Consider the following 20,966-nt stretch of genomic DNA (forward strand, 5'->3'; position numbering starts at 1 on the left):
CGCACTGCGCACGATGGTGCGGCGAGAGGGGCGAACCCCTTCGAGCAAGCTGTTGTCGTTCGACATGTGACGCGATCCCCCGGTGACTCCTGCGACCCCCACGGTCGCTCGATGTCACGACGGTAGGTCGCGGCCAGTTACGGGACAGTAACGAGAAATACCCGTCACCGACCCGGCTGGACCACGGATTCCACCGTGCCGCGTCGGCACGTGCGCCTGATCAGCAGCCGATCGCCGTGAAGTTCAGGTCCCCGAGGAAGACGCGGTGGTACTGCGTCCCGCCAGCATTGTTCCAGTAGGTGATCGTGACGGTCTTCACGTCTGCTGCGCCAGTCGTCGTCGTCGGGAAGTTGACCTGCACCTGCGCTCCTCCGGCGTTCTCACCCACGTTGCTGTCTCCGGCCCGCAGCCACGGATCGCCATTGACACCGTTGCCCGTGACCCCGTCCTTGACGTTGGCGAAGCCGACGATCGCTCCGGTGCCCGTGCGAGCAAGCACCTCGACCCGATCCGAGTAGGCCGGGTTGGTGATCGTGTCGATGTCGGTGACGTAGAAGCTGAGGCCCCGCACCGGTCGGGAGAACGTGATGGTGACCTCTTGCCGATTCCCACGACCGGGCGTGCTCGCCGCGTGGTAGAGCATCACGCCGCGCTCGCCTTGACGGCCGCCGAGGCTGGTGACCACCGGGTCCTGGGTGGTCCCCGTGCCAGTGTTCGCCGGCACCGTGAGGTTGCGCGTCTGGTCGGGGCGGTTGTTGCTCGTGGTCGTGTTGTTGACGACGTCGTTGCTGTAGCTGACGCTGGCGAACGAGACCGTCACAGCCGAGGAGTCCAGCGACGACACAGTCGCGGACGAGGCACGGAAGCTCGTGCGCGAGTACGGCGTCGTACCCCAGTTGAGCTGGTACGTGTACCGGTCGGAGCAGGGCGACGCGGCGAAGGCGGGAGCGGTCGCCGCCATCGTGACCACGGGCACGCTCCATGCAGCGCCGCGGACGAGGGCGCGCCGCGACGTGCTCAGGGTGGGCGTGGTTCCGGTATCGGCCACGGGAGTCGTCCTCAATTCCAAGGTTCGTCGAAGGTCGTTCGTAGGGAACGTTAAGCGGTCGTCATGAACGCGACGGTAACGATCGTGGGCGGCGATGGTGACGAAACTGCGGGTCGCCCTGTGTTCCGCCCCTCACTTCGGTGCAGGAAGCGGAACGGATTGGTCCCGAGCGAGAAACTTCCCGGGCCCTCCCCAAGCGCCTGCGGGCGACCGTGACGACGACCTAGCCTTGCGCCATGACGACGTCCCACGGCGCGGCACCGGGCGCCAGTCCCGGCGACGAGGACCTCCAGAGCGCGGACGCGGCTCGGGTCGAGGCCGTGCGCGACGCGCGCCTCGCCTCGGACGCCGAGCGCGAGCTGGTGTGCGAGGTGCTCAACGGGGCCTTCGGCGAGGGCCGGCTCACCGCGGCCGAGCTGGACGACCGGACCTCCCGTGCGTTGGCCGCGCGCACGCACGGTGACCTCGACGACGTGCTGGTCGGCCTGGCCGGACCGGGCGCGGCGATGCCGTGGGCGACCCGGCCCGAGCGCGGCATCCTTCCCCGCCTGATGTTCTGGGTGGTCGGGATCCTCACGTCACCCTTCGTGTTCGTCGGCTCGATGTTCCTGCTGTTCGGCTCCGACGGGGGCGACCGCATCTTCGGCATCGTGCTGATGGCGCTCTTCCTGCCCGGGCTCGTCGCCCTCTACCGGTGGGCACACCCGCAGCGCTGACGCTCACGCCACGGCGCGGTCGAGGCGCCGGGGCAGGCCGAAGAGCCACGTCCACCCGAGGCGTTCAGCGCCGACGGCGAGGACGACCGGCACGACCACACCCAGCGTCGTCCCGGCCACGAGGTGCACCCACGGGTCGGTGACCCCGAGCTGCACCAGCACGATGCGGGTGCCCGACGCGACGACGATGTGCGCGAGGAAGATCTCCAGCGACCTGCGCCCGATGAGGGCGACGGGTCCGGCGACCGGCGTGCGGGCGAGCAGGGCCGCGACGGCCAGGGTCGCGACCGTCCCGGCGCCGCACCCCAGCACGCCGAGCAGGACCGAGTCGACCGTGCGCGAGCCGCCGCCGGTCGTCGGAGTGGTGGGAAGGGACGCCAGTCCGACCCACAGCCAGACGGTGGTGCCGACCACCGCCCCAGCCACGACGACGCCGCGCCGACGCGCGAGCGCGGCATGCCCTGACTGCGTGACGATGCAGCCGATGAGGAACGGGAACAGCAGCGCCCAACCGCGGGTGAAGGCGTACAACGGGTCGAAGCCCCACACGGCCACCGCCAGCAACCCGGCGAGGCCGAGCACGACGGCGGCCCTCGCCCGGCTCCGCCAGGGCTGCGTGGTCGCCGCGACGACGGTGACGCCGATGAGCCAGGGCAGGAACCAGAGCTGTCCCTCCGGTATCCACGCACGCGCGACGTCGCCCACGGTGACCGGCGTGTTGGCGACGGATGACGCGGCGACCCGGACCGTCCCCTGGATGACGGTCCACAGGAGGTACAGCCAGACGAACAGCGTCACCCGCCGGGTGAGCATCTGCCGCGTTCCGTCCCGCTCGACCGCACGCTTCACGAACAGGCCGGAGAGGTAGGCGAACGTGGCGAGGTGGAACAGGTAGAGCAGTCGGTCGATCCCGAGCGCGGTCTCGAGCGGCAGCAGCGAGGCCGAGGCCAGGCCCCTCTCGACGTGGCCGAGCACGATCGCGACGATGGCGACACCGCGGGCCACGTCGACGGACTGGTCGCGGGCGCTCGTCGGGGCCACGGATTCCACGGGGCACCACTATGGAGCACGGACCGTACGATGCGGGCCATGTCGTCGGCTCCCGTGGCAGCGCTCGTGGTCCTGCTGACGCTGGCCGCCGTGCTCGTCACGAGCGGGGTCGCCAAGGTCCGCGACCGCCGGGCGACCCGCGACGCGTTCGACGCGCTCCGGGTGCCGCGAGTCGTGCCCGCTGATGCTCTGGCCCCGGCGCTGCCGTGGTGCGAGATCGCGCTCGGCGTCCTGCTCCTCGTCGCGCCGGGCGGCTGGCTCGTGCCTGTCGCGGCCGCCACGGTGGCACTCATGCTGGCCTACACCTGGGTCGTCGCTCGCGCCCTCGGGTTCGACGAGCCGGTCACCTGCTCGTGCTTCGGCAGCCTCGGCCGCCATGCCGTCGACCGCCTCACGCTCGTCCGCAACGTGCTCCTGTGCGTGCTGGCCGCGACCGCCCTGTGGCTCGCGCTGGACGGCGCGTCCGCGCCGTCCGCTGTCCGTGAGCTCGACCCCGGCGGCTGGTGGGCACTGCTCGCCACCGCGGCTGCGGCGGCGGTCGCCGTGCTGGTGACCGGCGGAGGAGCCTCCACGCCGGTGGCGGACGAGGACCTCCTCGACTACGAGCGACAGGCCACCCCCTACGGCGCCCTCACGCTCCACGACGGCACGACGGCGAGCCTCGCCGAGCTCACGGCGACGCAGGCCCGGCTGCTCGTCGTGCTCAACCCCGGCTGCGGCCCCTGCGTGCGGGTCGCGGAGCGGCTGGACGGGTGGGCGGCCGCGCTGCACCCGGTTGTGGGCGTCGTGGCCGTCCACCCTGACGAGTCCTCCGCACGTGCCCAGTCGCTGCACTCTCCCCAGCTCGCAGCCTGGGAGCCCGAGCTCAACATCCGCCGCGTCTTCTCGGTCGGCACCCCCTCGGCCGTCCTCCTAGGCGCAGACGGCCTCCTCGCCGGTGGGCCGGTGGCCGGCGAGACGTCCGTCACCGCCTTCGTCGCCGAGGTGCTCGACGCGGTCGCCGAGCAGCCGAGTCCGGCCGAGTGACCGGCACCGGCTCCTAGGATCGTCGCGTGCCCGACCCCACGCTCTCCGTCGTCGTGCCCACCCGCGGTGGGGCGCACCGGCTCCCGGTGCTGCTCGACGCGCTGGCGACCCAGGACCTCGCCGAGCCGTGGGAAGTGGTCGTCGTCCTCGATGGTGACGTCGACGGCAGCCGTGCCGTCCTCGAGGCGTACGCCGACCGGGTGCCGCTCCGGATCGTCCTGGGGGACGGCGGCGGGGTCGCGGCCGCGCTGGCCGCCGGCTACGCCGAGGCGCGCGGCGAGATCGTCGTCCGCTGCGACGACGACCTGACGCCCTCGCCCAGGTTCCTGGCGGGCCACCTGGCCCACCACCGGTCCCGACCCGCTGGGGCGCCTCCGCTGGGACTGGTGTCGATGACGCGCGACGTCTTCGCCGACACCCCGTACGCCACCGCGTACGGCCGTCCCGCCAACGAGCGCCTGCTCGCGGAGGCCTACGCGCGACCGGCCTCGGAGCGGTGGCGGCACTGGGCCGCGTGCAACTCCGTGCCGAGGGCCGCCTACGAGGCGGTCGGCGGCTTCGACGTGGCGATGGGCTACCGCGAGGACTCCGAGCTCGGCCTCCGGCTGGCGGAGTCGGGCGTGGAGATCGTCATCGACCCGGACCTCGAGGTCGAGCACCGCGGCCCCGCTCCCGACACGGCCAGCCGGGCGGCGCGGGCGTTCACGTCGGGCGCCTCGACCGTCGCGTTCGAGGAGCGGCACCCCGGCACGCACACCACTGCCCCGGCACCCGGCGGGGACCCGTGGAGCCGTGTGGTCCACGCCGCAGCGGCTCGGATCGGCTCGCGCGAGGACGCAGCGGCGCTCGGCCGGAAGGTCGACCGGCTCCTGCCCCGCCTCCCCGACCGTGCCCGCCCCAAGGCCGTGGCGTGGGCGGTGGAGGCCGCCGCCGTGGCCGGGCGACGCGTCGGCGACGCGGCCTGGGTGCGCGACGCCCCGGCGGCGACGGTCGGCACGGTCAGCGTCGTCGTCCCGCACCACGGCGACCCGGCCCCGACGCTCGCGCTCGTCGACCAGCTGGCCGCCCAGACGCACCCGGTCCAGGTGATCGTCGCCGACGACGCCTCCCCCACGCCGTTCCCCGAGACGGCCGGCGTCCGGATCGTCCGCCGCGCCGCCAACGGCGGCTTCGGCGCCAACGTCAACTCCGGCGCCGCTGCGGCGACGGGCGAGGCGCTGCTGGTCCTCAACAGCGACCTCACGCTCGAGCCGACGTTCGTCGCGGACATGGTCGCCGCTGCCCGGCAGCACCCGAGGGCGGTGCTGGCGCCGCGGATGGTCGACGAGCACGGCGAGGAGGCGTGGGTGGGACGCGACTTCCCGCGCATCCGGCACCACGTCGCCGCCTGGCTGACACCGCTCGCGCGCTTCCGCGGCACCGACGCGTGGCACCGCGCGGTCGGCCACGACGTGCGGGCCCGTCGCGCCGAGGTCGAGGTGGACTGGGTCGTGGGCGCCGCCATGTGGATCCCGATGGAGGACTTCCGGGCGGTCGGCGGCTTCGACGAGCGCTACTTCATGAACTCCGAGGAGATCGACCTGCAACGACGCCTGCGCGAGCGCGGCGTCGCCGTCGTCGCGCTGTGCTTCCCGACGGTCGTGCACGCCGGCGGCGGCTCGTCCCCGTCGGAGTCTCGGCGCAGGTGGCTCGTCGAGGGCATGCTGACGTACGCCGACACGTGGGGCTCGCGCCGGGCCCTGCAGGCCGCCCTCACCGCGGCGACCGGCGCCAACCTCCTCGTCAACGCCGCCCGGCGGGCGACCGGGCGGGACCTGCGGCCGCTCGAGGTCGCCCGGACCGAGCTGTCGCTGATCAGGGGCCGACGATGACGAAGGCACTGATCCTGTCCGAGCACGACCTCGACGCCTGGGAGGAGCGGTTCCGGGCAGGTGAGGTGCCGGCACCACTGCCCTACGGCGTCGACGCACTCGCCGACCTCGGGTGGACGCTCACCGGTTCCCGGCGATCCGCCGCATCCCGTTGGAAGCGGTGGCGCGACGCCGTCGAGCACCGCGCCGGCTTCCCGGTCGAGCGAGCCGTTCGCGGCATCGGCGAGGCCCGCCGCAGCGACGTGGTGCTCGCGCTGCTCGAGCAGCAGGGCGCAGCAGCAGCGGGGCTGCGCCGCGCGAAGGTGCCGCCCTACGGGTCGACGCCGCTGGTGGTGTGGTCCTGCTGGCTCGCCGATGACATCCGCTCGGCTGACCCCGCGCAGCGGCAGCGGCTGAAGCGACGCTTCGACGGGGCGGACCTCATCACCCACCTGTCACGGCACGAGACCGAGATCTTCACGGACCTCGGAATCAGCGAGGACCGGCTCTTCCCGGTGACCTACGGCGTCAGCCATGAGTTCTACGTTCCCGGCGACGGCCCGCGTGACGTCGAGCTGCTGGCCGTCGGGCAGGACCGTGGTCGGGACTACGGGACCCTCTTCGACGCCGTGCGCGGCACGGACCTGGTGCTCGACGTGGTCTGCAAGCCGGAGAACCTGGCCGACCTCGCCGTGCCTGACAACGTGCGAGTGCACGGCGTCGTGCCGCTCACGGCCTACCGCGCCCTCCTGCAGCGTGCCCAGGTCGTCGTCGTACCGACTCGCGACCTGGCCTATCCGACCGGCTCGAGCGTCGCCCTGGAGTCGGCGTCGTCGGGTGCCTGTGTCGCCGTCACCGGCACCCGGGCCATGCGCGACTTCTTCACCGACGGTGTCGACTCGCGGCTGGTGGACGAGGGTGACGCCGACGGATGGCGCGAGGTGCTGACCGAGCTGCGGAGCGACGCCGAGCAGCGCCGACGGCTGGGGGCAGCGGCCCGGGCCAGCGTCGCCACGACGTTCAACGCGCGACACATGTGGACCGAGCTCGCGGACGTCATGCGGGAGCGCGGCCTCGTCTGACCCAGGTCCGCCGGATCGTCTCGGCGAACCGGTCGCGGCCGTAGGTCTGCTGGGCCCACTTCTGCGCCGTGTCGGACCGTGACTGCGCGGGCCGCCCGTCGTCGAGCACCCGCGCCACGTGCTCCGCCAACACGGCCGGGTCGTCACTCGTCCCGGCGTACAGGTCGTCGCCCTCGATCCCTTCCGCGCCCACGGTCGTCGTCACCACCGGTACGCCGTGGCACAGCGCCTCGACCGTCTTGAACTTCACCCCGGCGCCCTGCAGCACGGGCACGAGCGCGACGGCGGCGCCGGCGTACTCCGCGCTGAGGTCGTCGACGAAGCCCGCCAGCTCGACACCGCTGCCGGGAGGCAGGCCCGCCACCCGGCTGCGGAGCTCGTCGGTCGCCCCACCCCCGACGAACCGGAGCACGGCGTCCGGCCGCGCCGACCGCACGTGCGGCCAGACCGTGTCGATCGTCCACAGCGCGGCCTTGTTGTTCTCGTCGCGCGCGAGGTAGGACACCACGACGACGACCGGCTCTGCGGCCGGCTGGTGCGGCGGCTCGTCCCCAACCGACAGCGGCGGGTGGACGACGGTGTGAGGCGGATCGCCGAGGAGCTCGGCGTCCTTGCGGCTGAAGACGAGCACCTCGTCGAGGCGCCGGATCATGTCCCGCTCGTGGGCGCGTGACCGGGCGGCGACCCCGCCCCAGTAGCGCCGGTCCTCCGGGGTGTGCTGCGGCTCCCGGGAGAACGACTGGCTCATCACGTCGTGGAACGTGCCGGTGATGCGAGTCCGGGGGTTCAGGCGGCGCAGCAGGCGTACGAGCCGGATCGACTCCGAGTACTGCAGGTCGATCACGTCGGCGTCCCTGATCGCCCGCCGGGCCTGCCGCGACCTCATCAGGCCCAGAACGAACGGCAGGGACGGCGCCCCGGGGTCGCGCCGACGCCACCTCGTGTCGGCGGTCAGCACCGCCCGGTTGAGGACCTTGCCCAGCAGGCCGCGGCCGCTCTCGTGGCCGAGGAGCAGCAGGGTGCGCGGCACGCCGGGCCTCGTCGCTGCCTCGTGGTTGAGCCGGTTGCCGACGGTCAGCATCGTCAGCTCGGTCTCGTCGTCGAGCAGGCGCTGCAGCTCGAGCAGGTAGCGACCACCTGCGTGCGGGACGCCCTCGTGACCGACGTACATGCTGATGAGCACCACGCGGGGACGAGTCACGAACCGCATCTTCCCAGACCCTCCGCCACCTAGACTTCCGTCCGTCCCGACGAAGGAGCACTGATGCTGCGGCTGATCCTGGCCCCCCACATGGACGACGAGGCCATGGGGTGCGGCGGCCTGATGGCCAAGCACCCCGACGAGTGCGTCGTGGTGGTGATGACCGACAGCGGCGAGGTCCGCGCCCGCGAGCACGTCGAGGCGATGAAGATCCTCGGCGTCGCCGAGTCGCGCCAGCTGGACTTTCCCGACGGCCAGACGCCGCAGCACATGACGGAGATGGTCGGCGCCATCGACGAGATCATGGCCGAGCTCAAGCCGGAGGAGCTCTACCTGCCCTACCCCTCGCTGCACCAGGACCACATCGCGGTCTACGAGGCCGGCATGCGCTCGTGCCGGGTCTCGATGTCGCTCGACCACTGGTTCCCGCCGAGCGTCTACGTCTACGACATCGCGGTCTACGACGTGAACCTCTACCCGACCGACCTGCGCTGGAACGTCTTCGAGGCCCTCACGGAGGAGCAGATCACCGCCAAGGAAGCCGCGTGCCAGGCCTACCAGTCGGAGATCCCCACCGACGTCCACCCCATCAACAGCGTGCGCCAGATCGCCGGCGCGCTCGGCCAGGTGCGGCTCGTCCCCTACGCCGAGCAGTACGCGCTGGTGCGGACGGTGCGCCGGTGAAGGTCGCGATCCACCAGCCGGACCTGCTGCCGTGGCCGGGCTTCTGGTTCAAGATGCTCAACAGCGACCGCTTCGTCCTCGCCGTGCACGACCAGCTGCAGAAGCACTGGGTGCAGCGCCGGGTGATGATGCGCGGGTCGTGGGTGACGCTGCCGCTGGAGACCAAGCCGCACCTCATCCCCATCAACGAGACGATCGTCAAGCCCGGTTGGCAGGACCACCTCGAGAGCTCGATCACCGGCCGCTACCGCGGGGCGCGGCACTGGAAGGACCGCAGTGACGACGTGCTCGCGATGATCCACGCGGTCGACTCGCACAACCTCGCCGACATCAACCACCAGCTGATCCTCGCCATGCGCGACCACCTCGGCATCACCACCGAGGTGGTGGTCACCGACCCGCCGCAGGAGAAGGCCGCCGACCGGGTGCTCGAGCAGCTGCAGACGGTCGGCGCGACGTCGTACCTGTCCGGCACCGGGGCGCGCGACTACCTCGGCGACGAGGCGCAGGCCAAGTTCCGCGAGCTCGGCATCGGCCTGGAGTTCTCCGACCACCACAAGACCACCGGCGACTCGATCGTCACAGTCCTCATGGACGTCGACGACCCCATGGAGATCGTGGCGAAGGCTGCCGCGCCGCACTGATCCTCAGTCGGGGAGCGCCCAACCCGTCGGGATGTCCCGCACGATGCTCCACCGCGGGTCCAGCTGCCACGCGGCTCCGCCGAGGTCCGTACGGATGTGGAACCACGGCGCGACCACCTGCTCCGGTCGACGGGACCGCCACGCGCTCAGGTACCCGCCCCAGTAGGAGAAGGTCGAGTTCGCCAGCACCAACCGGGACGCGTGGGCCAGGACGGCGAGGTGCACCTCGGGCGGCTGCCCGGTGTCCTCGAACTGGAGCGACTCGCAGTGCCCGGCGAGCCACGACAGGTGCTGCCGGCACCACTCGATGCCGTCAGACACGACGATGATGCGCCCGACGGGACCGCCCACCTCGACGCTGCGGGCGAGGGCGACGCGGAGGTAGTCGTCCACGTCGAAGCCGTAGTTGCGCCAGTTGGCCTCGTTGCTCACGTAGTCGCCGCGACGGACGTTGACCACGACGTCCTGCTCACCGGCACGGAGCGCCGTCGGGACCCGCTCGAGGTCGAGCATGCCGCTGGGCTCGAGGAACCCCTCGATGAACCGGGCCAGGTCCTGCTCGTCGAAGTGGGGACCGAACTCGTTGTGCAGCCCCTTCTCACGCCGGTCCGTCAGGCGTACGTCGCGCGCGTCCACGACCAGCTCGGCCGCGGCCGCTCCGAAGACGGGCAGCCACCTGTCCATGGCCGGCGTCCGCAGGCAGACGACGTCCGCGCCGCGTCGGCGCATGTCCCAGGCGTGCATCCAGTCGTAGAGGAAGTTGCCGAGGTGGGCGGTCGGCTGGGTCCACAGCACCGTGCGGGGACCGCGGCGGACCCACCGGTCCTGGCAGCGGTCGAAGGCCTTGCGTGCGCGCCAGTGCATGCCGGTCAGCCCACGTCCGCCGCGGGATGGTCCTCGCCGGCGAGGACCCAGTCCGGCTGCCAGCCGCCGGGGAGGTCGTCGACGAAGCTCCACTGCTGGTCGTACTCGTAGCACCGCCCCGGCCCGTAGCGCTGCTGGAAGAACGCCGGCGCCCACACGCTCGTGCTCCCCAGCGCAGTGGCGGCCACGGCCGCTCCCCAGATCGAGAACGTCGAGTTGGAGATGACGAGGCGTCGGGACGAGCAGACGTCGCGGAAGTTGTCGATCGGGCCGTCCTCCGCTGCCGGGAAGGTGACGTCGGGCGCCATGTCGCGCAGCCACGGCAGCCGTCGGCGACACCACGCGACGTCATCGGAGACGACGTGGATCCGGCGCACAGCGCCGTCGGACTCCAGTGCTCCCTCGACGGCGAGTCGCAGGTAGGCGGCGAGGTCGATGGCGAACTCGGGACGGTGGTGCGGGTTGCTGTAGTAGTCGCCGCGGCGGACGTTCACGGTGAGCACGTCGCCCGTCGCGAGCTCGGAGTCGCGTACGGACGACAGGGCGGGCGCCGACAGCAGCCAGTCCGCGATGAACGCGGCACGGCTCGCGTCGGTGTAGCCGCGGCGGTCCCCCGCGTGCGCCACAGGGTCCGCCCAGAGGTGCGCTCGCTGGTCGAGCACACCGACGTCAGTCGGCTCCACCAGCCACGGGCGGACCGCCGGGAAGTGCGGGACCCAGTAGCGCATCTTGTCGATCACGAGCACGCGCGGCGAGGGCTGCTCGTCGCGGTGCGCGTGCGCCCACGCCCAGAGGTAGAGCTGGTTGCCGAACCCCATGAACTCAGGCGTCCAGTTGACGATCCGTCTGCCGAGGCGGCGTCTCGCGACGTCCAGGGCCGGCTCGGCCGTACGGCGCGCGAGCGCCTTGACGGTCCCGGCGGGGTTCATCGGCGCCGAGCCTCGAGCCGGTCCAGCACCCGTCGGCCCGTGCGGCGAGCCATCACCCGCGCACGGTTGAGCACGTCGGTGGCGGGCGCGTGCGCCTGGTAGTGCCGGAGCGTCACTGGATCGGGCAGCAGCGAGGTGGAGCCGGGCGCGGTGATGGCCTCGAACGCGACGCCCAGGCGTTCCCTCACCAGCCCTGCGCTGTGCCGCGACCTGACCCAGTCGCGCCCGCGGGCGGCGCGTTCGTCGAAGAGCGACCGGTCGTGCTCGAACCACTCCATCGCCTCGAGCGTGCGGTCACACATGTCGACGACGTCGGAGTCCGCGATCACCGACGCGTGCTCGGGACGCATGTACTCCTTCGCACCGTCGCCGGTGAAGCCGACGACGTAGCACCCCGACGCCATGGCCTCTGCGCCCGGCAGGCCGACGCCCTCGCGCTCGGCCCCGAACAGGAAGATCGCGGCTCGACCGAGCTCCTCGGCCACCTGCTGCTGCGTCATGCCGTCGATGAGCACGATCTCCCAGTCGGCGAGCCGGCCCGAACGCCGGACGAGCTGCACCGCTCCCAGGAGGTCCTCCCGGCGCCGTCGTGGCATCAGGGCGATGCGTTTCTCCTTCGGTGACGGCGTGAACCAGTCCTCGATCTGCACCGGGACGTTGTGGATCGGGAAGCCGGGGTGGCACGCCCGTTCGAGGAACGTCTGGATGGCGTCCGACACCGCGATCGCCGCGGTGGCCTGCGGCCAGCCGGGGTAGGCGCCGGGCTCGTCGGTGAGGAAGTCCGAGCTGGCGAACACGAAGTCCATCCCCTGGCAGAGCATGACGACGGGCTGCCCCTCGGACAGGAAGCCCCACTTCGACCCGCCGGTCTCCGGCATGACCAGGACGTCACCGGCTGCGAAGTCGAGCTCGACGCCGGTGTCGACCGGGGCCGTCGACCCCCACGACTCGTAGGCGAACCCGGGGGTTCCGTGCCACACCCGCGCGTCGTGGCCCAGCGCCCTCAGGTGCTCGACGTAGCGGTAGATCACCTTGATGCCGCCGCTGGGAGTCGGCAGGTCGGGCGCCATGAAGCGGATCACGCGACGATTCAAGCAGGAACCCACGGGGCGCGGACCCACCGTGCAAACTGTCCTCGTGCTCAGCCTGACGGGAAGACCGCTCCAGAGGTTGGCCGGCCTTCTCGGGTTCCCGCCCGGGACGGGCGAGCTGATCGACCAGCCGACCCGACGCCGGCTCGTGCTCTCGGTCGTGCTCTCGGTCGTGCTCGCCCTCCTCGACATGCTCGGGGTGGTCGCGATGCTGCCGATGATGCAGTACGTCACCGGCCAGCCCCTCGACTCCGGAGCCCTCGGCCGCGTCAGCGACCTGCTCGGGGACCCGTCGCCACGGACCCTCGTCCTCTCGATCGCCCTCATCATCTTCGGGACGTTCGTGGTCAAGGACATCGCCGCCCTGGTCGTCCGCCGGTGGCAGCTGCGCTTCATGGCCACGCAGAACGTCAAGATCTCGACCGCCCTGCTCGAGGGCTATCTCACCGCGCCGTACTCGTGGCACCTGCGTCAGAACACCGGCGACAAGCTCTGGACCGTGCAGGGAGCGGTGTCGATGGGTTACTCGGGTGGTCTGACCTCTGCGCTGTCGGTCCTCACCGAGCTCATGACGATCCTGTTCGTCTTCGGCTCCCTTCTCCTGATCTCCCCGGTGATCGCCATGGCGGCAGCCGCCTACTTCGGCGTGGCAGCCTTCATCGTGCAGCGCGTCATCCGTCCCAGGATCCAAGCGGCGGGCGAGGCGACCCGGACGGCCTCGCAGGCCGTGTCGAAGTCGAGCCTGCAGTCGTTGAGTGCCGTCAAGGAGATCCGCCTGCGTCGCGCCCACCAAGCCTTCGTCGACGAGTTCCGGGAGAAGAGCGCGGAGGGCGCCGACGCAGACGTACGGGCGTCGATCCTCACCTCGATCCCGTCCTACTTCCTCGAGATCGTCTTCGTCCTCGGCATCGGCGTCCTCGCCGCAGTCGCCACGACGGGCGGGTCCGCGGAGGAAGGCCTTGTCCTGCTGGGTCTCTTCGTCGCCGCGGGGACGCGGGTGCTGCCGAGCTCCGTCCGTCTCATCAGCGCGCTCGCCGGTGTGCGCTACGCGCACGCCCCGCTCGAGCACCTGGTCCGCGTCAGCCGCGCCATGCGCACCCACACCACGGAGGAGACGGCACGGGTCGTCACGCGAGAGGTCCCGTCGGGCGACGTCTCCATGACCGACCTCAGGTACGCCTACCCGGACCGCCCCGACGTCGAGGTCCTCGCCGGCGTCGACCTCGACATCCCGCACGGCACCTCGCTGGCGGTGATCGGGATGAGCGGAGCGGGGAAGAGCACCCTCGTCGACCTGCTGCTCGGACTGCACCTCCCCACAGCAGGCGACATCACGGCCGGGGGCGTCTCGGTGTTCGACAACCTGCCCGCGTGGCAGCGGCAGCTCGCCGTCGTGCCGCAGGAGGTCACCCTGCTCGACACGAGCATCAGCGAGAACATCGCCTTCGACGAGGAGCTGGACGCAGGCCGTCTGCAGGAGGCGATCAAGCGAGCCCAGCTCGACGACCTGATCGCCGACCTGCCCGATGGCCTCGACACCACCGCCGGCGAGCGGGGCATGCGGCTCTCAGGAGGGCAGCGGCAGCGGATCGGCATCGCGCGGGCGCTCTACCGCAACCCGTCCTTGCTCGTGCTCGACGAGGCGACGTCGGCGCTCGACAACGAGACGGAGCGCCGCATCACCGAGACGATCGAGGGGCTGCACGGGTCGGTCACGGTCGTGGTCGTCGCGCACCGCCTGTCGACCGTCCGCCACTGTGACCGCCTCGTGTTCATGGAGAGCGGACGCGTGGCCACCTCGGGGACCTTCGAGCAGGTGCGCGCCACGAACGCGACGTTCGCGCGGCTCGTGCAGCTGGGGTCCCTCGACGTCCCCGGCGTGGATGCTCCCGCCGAACCGGTCAGCGGTAGTCCTCGAACCTGAGCAGCATCCGGTCGTCGTGACGGACGTGCTCGAGGTGCTTCAGCGTCAACGGGTCGAGGATCCGGCCCAGCAGGTCGGTCCACGAGACCGGGTAGTCGGCGTCGTCGCCGAAGACACCACCCGGGTGGCGGGCGAGCGCCTCCTGCTTGCTCGTGAGCACGGCATCCATCTGCGCCAGCCAGGCCGCGGTCAGCGGCGTGTGCGATCGCATCATGAAGCCGCCCTTGCCGAACATCAGCCGGTAGTGAACGAGGATGTCGAGGCCCAGGCGGCCGCGCAGCTTCCCGATCCAGTTGGCGTGGCTGGCTCGGTAGCTCGTCACCCATGCCTCGGGGTCGGCGCTCATCCGTTCCCAGCTCGGCCTCCACGACCCCAGGGGCTCCTTGACGTCGACGTACGCGCCGCCGTGGTGGTGCATGAGGTAGCCGCGGAGGTAGTCGGAGCGATGGATGAGCGACAGGTGCTCGTAGGCCTCCGGGAGCGGGTGCCCGCTGACGATCCACCGCGGCAGCGTCGCAGGCGTGACCAGCTCGACTGGCAGGCCGATGCGGGTCCGTATCCGATCGACGTTGGCCTGCCTGTTGGGCGACATGTCGTTGTCCCCCGTCCACACGACGAAGGCACGCGCGGGAAACTGGCTCGGTGCCTCCGGCGTGACGTCTCGCGACAGGAACGTCCCGGAGTAGCGGGCCGGTCGGTACGCGTACGGCCTCACCCGCTCCACGTGCCTGAAGGCGACGGTGGACGCGTCGAACTTGAGCTGCTTGGCGCGTCGCACCCCTCTCTTCCGGACGACGAATGCGCCGTGCTTGGCCTCACGAGCCAGTGCTGTCAGTCCCACCCGGGCTCCAGGATCGCGTCGGGGTCCCACTCGCGGCTCCACGCGTCCAGCGCGACCGGGCGCAGCTCGCCGGCCGGGGACCACTCCAGCTCGGGGTGGCCGTGCCCCTCGAGCATGTCCCTCCAGATCGCGCCGAGCCGGTCCGACGACGACGCGCCCAGGTCTCGCCAGTGGTCGCCCCCGGCTCCGCCGCCGCGCGGTCCCACCAGCTGCAGGGCTGCGGCCCCGTTGGCGATCTTGCGCCGGAACTGCTCCTCGCTCCGCCACGGCATGTGCAGGATGCGGAGCGACTGGACGACACGGCCCGACCGGGAGACGCCGTGGTTGCCGTGGTGCAGCGCGGCGAGAGCGCGCGTCCGGTAGGCCACCTTCTCGAGGCGTGCGGGCGCTGTGTCCACGCGCCAGCGGGTCGACTCGCGCGCGGACGCAGGAGGCGCGTCGGGGGACGGGAAGACGTTGTGGATCACAGCGGACGCGATCGGGGCGCGCGAGGTCCTGAGGGTGTCTGCGAGCGTTGCGTCGGCGCCGAACCACCACTCGTCGGCGTCGAACGGCACGATCCAGTCCGCCCCACGTCGGGCGGCCCAGCGAGCGAGCAGCTGCATCTTCGGGGCCTGGAAGTAGGCCGGCTCGCGGTCGTCGCCCACGAAGAGGAACGCGCCGTCCTCCTGAGCACGCAGCAGCTCGCGCGTGCCGTCGGTCGACCCGTTGTCGACGACCAGGACGCCGTCCACCCCTTGCCGGCGGAGGTGGTCGAGCGTTCCGAGGATGACGTCGGCCTCGTTCTTGACCATGGCGACGGCCCACACCGAACCGGGCACCTTGCGGCGTGGTGGGGCGGTCGGCAGCACCATGCCGCGGGCCACCCTCCGACGCACGTCGCGACCGGCCGGGCTCCAAAGTCGGCTGGCCGCGTCGCGGGTGGCGCGGGCGTCCTTCAGCAGCAGCATCGACCGGTGCTTGGCCTGCTGCGCGACTCGCACCAGCGCCGTGGACACCGCCACAGGTTAACCGCCCCGGGCGGCTCCTCGTGTGCCACACTGCCCGGCGTGCGAGTGACCGACGAGGACCTGGACGCCATCCCGGGGTGGTTCGATGCCATCGACCGCGAGCTGTTCCGATGGTTCCTCGGGCCGGGCAGGGCCATCTCCGGGCCGGGCAACCTGGCCGAGCTCGGCGTCTACATGGGTCAGTCGGCCGTGCTCCTCGGAGGCTTCCTCGAGAACGGTGAGGAGCTCACGGTCGTCGACCTGTTCGAGTCGGAAGCCGGCGACACGGCCAACGTGCGGGAGAACGCCGAGTCCTACCCGGGCTTGAGCCGAGAGGCGTTCGAGGCGAACTACACGCGCGTGCACCCGGACCTTCCCCACGTCCTGCAGGACTTCAGCGAACGGATCGTCGACCACGTCGCCCCGGGGAGCTGCCGGTTCGTCCACGTCGACGCGTCGCACCTGTTCGAGCACGTGCGCCATGACGTCGTGGCTGCCGAGCAGCTCCTGGGGACCGCCGGAGTCGTGACGTTCGACGACTACCGAGCCGGCCACACCCCCGGCGTCGCCGCGGCCGTCTGGGAAGCGGTTGCCAACCAGGGGCTCCGCCCGATCGTCCTGAGCCCCAACAAGCTCTACGCAACGTGGGGAGATCCGACGCCCTACCTGAGCGGGATCGCTCGGGAGACCCCGTGGTGGACGTCCGAGACGCAGTCCGTCGCTGGCGGGGAGCTCCTGGTGCTGTCACCGGTGCACCACGAGTCGTACCGCTGGATCAAGTACCTCCCGCCGGCGGCCGTCCCGCTCGCGAAGCGGGCCCGGGCCGGGCTGGCCACGCTGACCAAGCGGTAGCCGTGCCCGCCACCTGCTCCGTGGTCATCCCGACCTTCAACGCCGCCCACGTCATCGGGCACCAGCTGGGGGCACTGGCGGACCAGGTCGGCACACCTGCGTTCGACGTGGTGGTCGCGGACAACGGGTCGACGGACGACCTGGCGGGTGCCGTCGACCAGTGGACCGACCGCCTCGACGTGCGGGTCGTCGACGCCTCCCGCGGCCGGGGCGTGTCCGTGGCACGCAACGTCGGCATCGAGCGCGCGCAGACCGACCGCATCCTGATCTGTGACGCCGACGACGTCGTGGCCCCCACCTGGGTGCGAGCGTTCGCCGACGCCCTGGACGTCCACCACCTCGCCAGCGGCCCCGCCGAGACGGTCTCCCTCTCCGGCCCGTCGGCAGGGTGGGTCCCGATCGACCAGCTGAGCACCGGGCTCTACGAGACCTGGGGCGGCCGGACGTACGGACTGGGCGGCAACACGGCGATGCGCCGCGAGGTGTGGGAGCGCGTCGGCGGCTACGACGAGGGCTTCCCCGCCGGCGCGGAGGAGATCGACTTCGCCTGGCGAGCGTGGGACCTCGGCTACCGGTTCGCGTACGTGCCCGACGCGCTCCTGCACTACCGGATCCGCACCGACCTGCGCGGCGTGCTGCGCCAGCAGTACAACTCGGGTCGGGGGACGGCGACGCTCTACGCCAAGTTCCGCCCGCCCGAGGTCGTGCCGAAGTCCGCCCTGCGGCGGGCGCACCACGAGCTGCTGCTGCTCAGGCGGTTCCCGTGGCGTGGGAGCGGCGACGCTCGCCGGATGTGGTTGACCTTGATGGCGTTCGAGGCGGGGAAGCTCACCGAGGCTCGGCGGTTGGGCTGTCCTGCTCCCTGACCGGTTCCGGCTCACTACAGTGACCGGTGTGACCCTCGCGCGGCGACTGACCGAGGCCCGGCCCAGCCTCCGCTGGCGGTCCGGACAGGCGCTCACGCGACTGCTCTACTCCCGGTCGTTCGGCAGCATCGGAGAGGGAACGGTCGTGGTGCGGCCGCACAAGCTCCAGGGTGTCGAGCGCATCCACCTCGGTGCCGGCTGCTCGGTCTTCGAGGGCGCCTGGCTGGCGAGCGAGCCGGGCGGTGGCGAGCTGCGGATCGGCGACCACACCTACCTGGGTCACGACGTCCACCTCCACGCGCTCGACCCGGTGACGATCGGCTCCCGCTGCGTCGTCGCCGACGGGGTCCTCGTGGCGTCCTCCGACCACGACGGCGAGGACCGGCACGCGGTCCACAGCACCGGCCCGATCCACATCGGCGACGACGTGTTCCTCGGGCAGCGCTGCGTCGTCCTCGGCGGCGTGACGATCGGCGACGGCGCCACCGTCGGTGCCCATGCGGTCGTCACCCGCGACGTCGCGCCCGGCCAGACCGTGGTCGGCATCCCGGCACGCCCGGTCGGTGGTGGCTGAGTGCGGGTGCTGCTGGTCAGCCCGGGCTTCCACGGCTACCACTCCTCCATCGCCGCGGCGCTGGCCGCGCGCGGCCACGAGGTCGCGACCCACGTCTACGACGACCACGGCGGCGTGGTCGGCCGCACGTGGCACCAGGTGCGGCACCAGCTCCCGCGCCGGATCGGCGCCGGCTCGTTGCGCCGGCTCGCGCGCGAGGAGACCGGCCGGGCAGCCGCAGCCGTGGCGCGCGCCCGGCCGCAGGCGGTCGTCGTGGTCAAGGGCGACACCCTCGGCCGGCAGTTCTGGGACGCCGTCGGCGGGCTGCCCCGGATCACGTGGCTCTACGACGAGGTGCGGCGCACCCGCTGGACCGCCGACCGGCTGGCCGGCGTCGGTCCCCTGGCGACGTACTCCGCGCTCGACGACGTCGACCTCGAGGCCGCCGGACTGGACTCGCGGCACCTGCCGCTGGCCTTCGACCACCGGCTCGTGGCCTCGCCGACGCCCGTGCGTCGGCAGCAGGTCAGCTTCGTCGGCGCCCGCTACCCCACGCGGGAGGACGTCCTCACGCTGCTGCACGACCACGGTGTCCCGGTCCGCGCCTACGGACGGGACTGGTCCTCGCACCCGGTCGACCGGTTGCGCACGTGGCGGGTCGGCACTCCGGCCGTCCCGGCCGGGCGCGACCTGACCCGCGCCGAGGCCTACGACGTCATGGCCTCGTCGAGCGCCACGCTCAACCTCCACGGCGACCAGGACGGGTTCACGATGCGCACCTTCGAGGCAGCAGGGGTGGGTGCGGTGGAGCTGGTCGACCGCACCGACGTCGCGACGCTCTACGAGCCCGGCGCCGAGGTCCTCGCCTTCACCACCGCCGAGGAGCTGGTCGAGCTCTGCGACCGGGTGGTCGGCGACCCGTCCTGGAGCGACCCCCTGCGCGCCGCCGCACGCGCCCGCACGCTCGCCGAGCACACCTTCGACCACCGCGTCGCGGTCCTGGAGGCCTCGTGGGACACGGTCTGAGGCACCCCGGCGACCTCGTCGCCTGGCGGCGCTGGCACGAGTCGCGGCACCCCGTGCGCCGCGCGGTCCGCGGCGCACGCGCACGCGTCCGTCCGGCACCCGAGGACCTGGTGGACCTCCTCACGCCGGGACCCGACGCCGACGTCCTGGTCGCCGTCGAGGCGACGCACACCAGCGTCGACCGGGCCGTGGTGGCCCCGCTGGCCCACCTCGCGCCGGAGCGGACGGCGGTCGTCGTCCCGGTCGGCTGGCAGCCGCCGCCGGCGTACGCCGCGCACCGGCGCCGCACCGCGACGCTCCCCGAGCTGTCCGGCCTGGTGGCGCCCCGCGCCGTGCTGGCGGCGGGCCACTACACGGGGATCGGCGCCGCCGCCTTCGCCGTCGCCGAGGAGCGCGACGCGTCGTTCCTCGTCGCCCAGCACGGTGCCCTGACGCCGTTCGCCCCTCCCCTTCCCCGCTCCGCGCACCTGCTGGCGTGGACCGACCGCGACGGCGCCTTCTGGACGTCGGGTCGCCAGGACGTCACGGTGACCGCGACCGGCAGCCAGCTGCTCTGGGACGCGGGCAGCAGCGGTGCGCAGGGAGGCCCAGCCGGCGGCGGGAGCCTCACCTACCTCGGTCAGGGGCACGCCGCGGAGGTCTCGCGCGCCCGCCTCGCCCACGCGGCGCTGGCCACGTGCCGCGAGCACCACGCGGTCTACCGTCCGCACCCGTCCGAGAAGGACGTCACCTCCCGCACGGTGCTCGCCGCCTACGCCCGCGCCGGGATCCGCGTCGACACCAGTGGTGTCCCGCTCGTCGACCTCGAGGCGCCCATCGTCAGCGTCTTCTCCACCGGCGTCCTGGAGGCGGCCGCCCGCGGGCGCGACGCCTGGGTCGACTTCCCCCGACCGCCCGCGTGGCTCGGCGAGTTCTGGGAGCGTTATGCCATGCACCGTCTCGGCACCGCTCCCACCCCCGCACCCGACCGTCCCGCGCAGGAGCCCGCCCGCCGGATCGCCCACCTGGTGACGGAGGCCGCGTCGTGACGTTGTGCGTGGTCCCGGCCCGCGGTGGCTCCAAGGGCGTGCCGCGCAAGAACCTGCTCGACGTGGGCGGCAAGCCGCTGATCGTGTGGACGATCGAGCAGGCGCTCGCCGTCCCCGGCCTCGACGTCCTGGTCTCCACCGACGACGAGGAGATCGCCGACGTCGCCCGCGCGGCCGGGGCGCGCGTGCCGTGGCTGCGCCCCGACGAGCTCGCCCAGGACACCACGCCCACCGAGCCGGTGGTGCGCCACGCCATCGACCGGGTGACGGCCGAGCGCGGCCGGCCCGACGCGGTGATGCTGCTGCAGGCCACGTCACCGGTGCGGCACGAGGGCACGCTCGCGCGGGCGCTGGCGGAGTTCGCCGACACCGGTGTCGACTCGATGGTCGGCGTCGTCGAGCAGCCGCCGTTCATCTGGCGGGCCGGCGACCCGCCCACCGCGGCGTACGACGTCGCGGCGCGACCGCGACGCCAGGACCTCACCGACGACATGCGCCGCTACCGCGAGACCGGGTCGCTCTACCTCACCCGCACCGAGGTCTACGAGCAGCACGACAACCGCCTCGGCGGACGCATCGGCCTGTTCGTGATGGCCGAGGACGAGGGAGTCGACATCGACACCGAGCTCGACGTGGCGCTCGTGACCCGCCTGCTCGCCCCTCGTTGAGCGGAGTGCCCGCGCGACACCGATCCTCTGGCTA

At 72.2% G+C, this 20,966-nt stretch carries 21 protein-coding genes; 13 read left to right on the plus strand and 8 right to left on the minus strand.

The window, feature by feature from the left end:
• Window positions 1-220: 220 nt before the first annotated feature.
• Window positions 221-1,048, minus strand: a complete 828-nt coding sequence (locus HN031_RS04290; protein WP_172266806.1) for a hypothetical protein — start codon at window positions 1,046-1,048, stop codon at window positions 221-223.
• Window positions 1,049-1,284: 236 nt separating this feature from the next.
• Between HN031_RS04290 and HN031_RS04295 the strand changes: the two genes are divergently transcribed.
• Entirely contained in the window at window positions 1,285-1,764 is a 480-nt protein-coding gene (locus HN031_RS04295) for a DUF1707 domain-containing protein (protein ID WP_172266809.1), read from the plus strand.
• 3 nt (window positions 1,765-1,767) lie between these two features.
• Here HN031_RS04295 and HN031_RS04300 read toward each other — a convergent pair whose 3' ends face one another.
• A complete protein-coding gene (locus tag HN031_RS04300) occupies window positions 1,768-2,814 on the minus strand; it encodes an acyltransferase (RefSeq protein WP_172266812.1) in 1,047 nt (348 codons plus the stop codon).
• Between the two features lie 39 nt (window positions 2,815-2,853).
• Between HN031_RS04300 and HN031_RS04305 the strand changes: the two genes are divergently transcribed.
• The 3 genes from HN031_RS04305 to HN031_RS04315 are packed head-to-tail and all read left to right on the plus strand — an operon-like array spanning window position 2,854 to window position 6,772.
• Window positions 2,854-3,840: a DoxX family protein gene (locus HN031_RS04305; RefSeq protein ID WP_172266815.1), complete on the plus strand. Its 987-nt coding sequence runs from the start codon at window positions 2,854-2,856 to the stop codon at window positions 3,838-3,840.
• 26 nt (window positions 3,841-3,866) lie between these two features.
• On the plus strand, window positions 3,867-5,711 hold the full coding sequence (locus HN031_RS22165; protein WP_216652047.1) for a glycosyltransferase: 1,845 nt from the start codon (window positions 3,867-3,869) through the stop codon (window positions 5,709-5,711).
• On the plus strand, window positions 5,708-6,772 hold the full coding sequence (locus HN031_RS04315; protein ID WP_172266818.1) for a glycosyltransferase: 1,065 nt from the start codon (window positions 5,708-5,710) through the stop codon (window positions 6,770-6,772). The genes HN031_RS22165 and HN031_RS04315 overlap by 4 nt, the downstream gene beginning before the upstream one ends.
• Here HN031_RS04315 and HN031_RS22170 read toward each other — a convergent pair.
• Window positions 6,747-7,973: a glycosyltransferase gene (locus HN031_RS22170; RefSeq protein WP_172266821.1), complete on the minus strand. Its 1,227-nt coding sequence runs from the start codon at window positions 7,971-7,973 to the stop codon at window positions 6,747-6,749. The two genes, HN031_RS04315 and HN031_RS22170, sit on opposite strands and share 26 nt — an antisense overlap.
• Before the next feature lie 63 nt (window positions 7,974-8,036).
• On the opposite strand from HN031_RS22170, the gene HN031_RS04325 reads away from it, so the two are divergent.
• Together HN031_RS04325 and HN031_RS04330 are read left to right on the plus strand one after the other, a co-directional pair.
• A complete protein-coding gene (locus tag HN031_RS04325; RefSeq protein WP_172266824.1) occupies window positions 8,037-8,657 on the plus strand; it encodes a PIG-L deacetylase family protein in 621 nt (206 codons plus the stop codon).
• Window positions 8,654-9,301 (plus strand): WbqC family protein, encoded by a 648-nt coding sequence (locus HN031_RS04330; protein ID WP_172266827.1) that lies wholly within the window; start codon window positions 8,654-8,656, stop codon window positions 9,299-9,301. The genes HN031_RS04325 and HN031_RS04330 overlap by 4 nt, the downstream gene beginning before the upstream one ends.
• 3 nt (window positions 9,302-9,304) lie before the next feature.
• On the opposite strand, the gene HN031_RS04335 is transcribed toward HN031_RS04330, so the two are convergent.
• From HN031_RS04335 to HN031_RS04345, 3 genes are read right to left on the minus strand one after another with little or no spacing between them, the layout of a single operon-like run.
• Window positions 9,305-10,165, minus strand: a complete 861-nt coding sequence (locus HN031_RS04335; protein WP_172266830.1) for an alpha-1,2-fucosyltransferase — start codon at window positions 10,163-10,165, stop codon at window positions 9,305-9,307.
• Window positions 10,166-10,170: 5 nt separating this feature from the next.
• Entirely contained in the window at window positions 10,171-11,094 is a 924-nt protein-coding gene (locus HN031_RS04340) for an alpha-1,2-fucosyltransferase (protein ID WP_172266833.1), read from the minus strand.
• The gene (locus tag HN031_RS04345; protein WP_172266836.1) at window positions 11,091-12,176 is read right to left on the minus strand and encodes a glycosyltransferase; all 1,086 of its coding nucleotides are present in this window, start codon (window positions 12,174-12,176) and stop codon (window positions 11,091-11,093) included. Before HN031_RS04345 ends, HN031_RS04340 begins: the two co-directional genes overlap by 4 nt.
• A 55-nt stretch (window positions 12,177-12,231) precedes the next feature.
• Between HN031_RS04345 and HN031_RS04350 the strand changes: the two genes are divergently transcribed.
• The gene (locus HN031_RS04350) at window positions 12,232-14,109 is read left to right on the plus strand and encodes an ABC transporter ATP-binding protein (RefSeq protein WP_172266839.1); all 1,878 of its coding nucleotides are present in this window, start codon (window positions 12,232-12,234) and stop codon (window positions 14,107-14,109) included.
• Here HN031_RS04350 and HN031_RS04355 read toward each other — a convergent pair.
• Entirely contained in the window at window positions 14,087-14,887 is an 801-nt protein-coding gene (locus tag HN031_RS04355) for a hypothetical protein (RefSeq protein ID WP_172266842.1), read from the minus strand. The two genes, HN031_RS04350 and HN031_RS04355, sit on opposite strands and share 23 nt — an antisense overlap.
• A 53-nt stretch (window positions 14,888-14,940) precedes the next feature.
• Window positions 14,941-15,948, minus strand: coding sequence for a glycosyltransferase family 2 protein (locus HN031_RS04360; protein ID WP_172266845.1), 1,008 nt, complete (start codon window positions 15,946-15,948; stop codon window positions 14,941-14,943).
• 51 nt (window positions 15,949-15,999) lie between these two features.
• On the opposite strand from HN031_RS04360, the gene HN031_RS21850 reads away from it, so the two are divergent.
• From HN031_RS21850 to HN031_RS04390, 6 genes are read left to right on the plus strand one after another with little or no spacing between them, the layout of a single operon-like run.
• Complete coding sequence (locus tag HN031_RS21850) at window positions 16,000-16,791, plus strand: class I SAM-dependent methyltransferase (protein WP_172266848.1); 792 nt, start codon at window positions 16,000-16,002, stop codon at window positions 16,789-16,791.
• 2 nt (window positions 16,792-16,793) lie between these two features.
• Entirely contained in the window at window positions 16,794-17,657 is an 864-nt protein-coding gene (locus HN031_RS04370) for a glycosyltransferase (RefSeq protein WP_172266851.1), read from the plus strand.
• Between the two features lie 28 nt (window positions 17,658-17,685).
• Window positions 17,686-18,231 carry an acyltransferase gene (locus HN031_RS04375; RefSeq protein ID WP_172266854.1) on the plus strand — a complete coding sequence of 182 codons (546 nt, stop codon included), beginning with the start codon at window positions 17,686-17,688 and terminating at the stop codon, window positions 18,229-18,231.
• Window positions 18,232-19,236: a glycosyltransferase gene (locus HN031_RS04380; RefSeq protein WP_172266857.1), complete on the plus strand. Its 1,005-nt coding sequence runs from the start codon at window positions 18,232-18,234 to the stop codon at window positions 19,234-19,236.
• Window positions 19,221-20,264, plus strand: coding sequence for an RNA-binding protein (locus HN031_RS04385; protein ID WP_172266860.1), 1,044 nt, complete (start codon window positions 19,221-19,223; stop codon window positions 20,262-20,264). Before HN031_RS04380 ends, HN031_RS04385 begins: the two co-directional genes overlap by 16 nt.
• On the plus strand, window positions 20,261-20,932 hold the full coding sequence (locus HN031_RS04390) for an acylneuraminate cytidylyltransferase family protein (protein ID WP_322423220.1): 672 nt from the start codon (window positions 20,261-20,263) through the stop codon (window positions 20,930-20,932). Before HN031_RS04385 ends, HN031_RS04390 begins: the two co-directional genes overlap by 4 nt.
• The last annotated feature ends 34 nt before the right edge of the window (window positions 20,933-20,966 follow it).

This window comes from Nocardioides sp. zg-1308 (assembly GCF_013155375.1).
GTDB lineage: Bacteria > Actinomycetota > Actinomycetes > Propionibacteriales > Nocardioidaceae > Nocardioides > Nocardioides renjunii.

Bases quoted from the DNA above. Each gene is read 5' to 3' on its own strand.
- HN031_RS04295 (WP_172266809.1), top strand. From the start codon at position 1,285: ATGACGACGTCCCACGGCGCGGCACCGGGCGCCAGTCCCGGCGACGAG.
- HN031_RS04305 (WP_172266815.1), top strand. From the start codon at position 2,854: ATGTCGTCGGCTCCCGTGGCAGCGCTCGTGGTCCTGCTGACGCTGGCC.
- HN031_RS04315 (WP_172266818.1), top strand. From the start codon at position 5,708: ATGACGAAGGCACTGATCCTGTCCGAGCACGACCTCGACGCCTGGGAG.
- HN031_RS04325 (WP_172266824.1), top strand. From the start codon at position 8,037: ATGCTGCGGCTGATCCTGGCCCCCCACATGGACGACGAGGCCATGGGG.
- HN031_RS04335 (WP_172266830.1), bottom strand. From the start codon at position 10,165: ATGCACTGGCGCGCACGCAAGGCCTTCGACCGCTGCCAGGACCGGTGG.
- HN031_RS04340 (WP_172266833.1), bottom strand. From the start codon at position 11,094: ATGAACCCCGCCGGGACCGTCAAGGCGCTCGCGCGCCGTACGGCCGAG.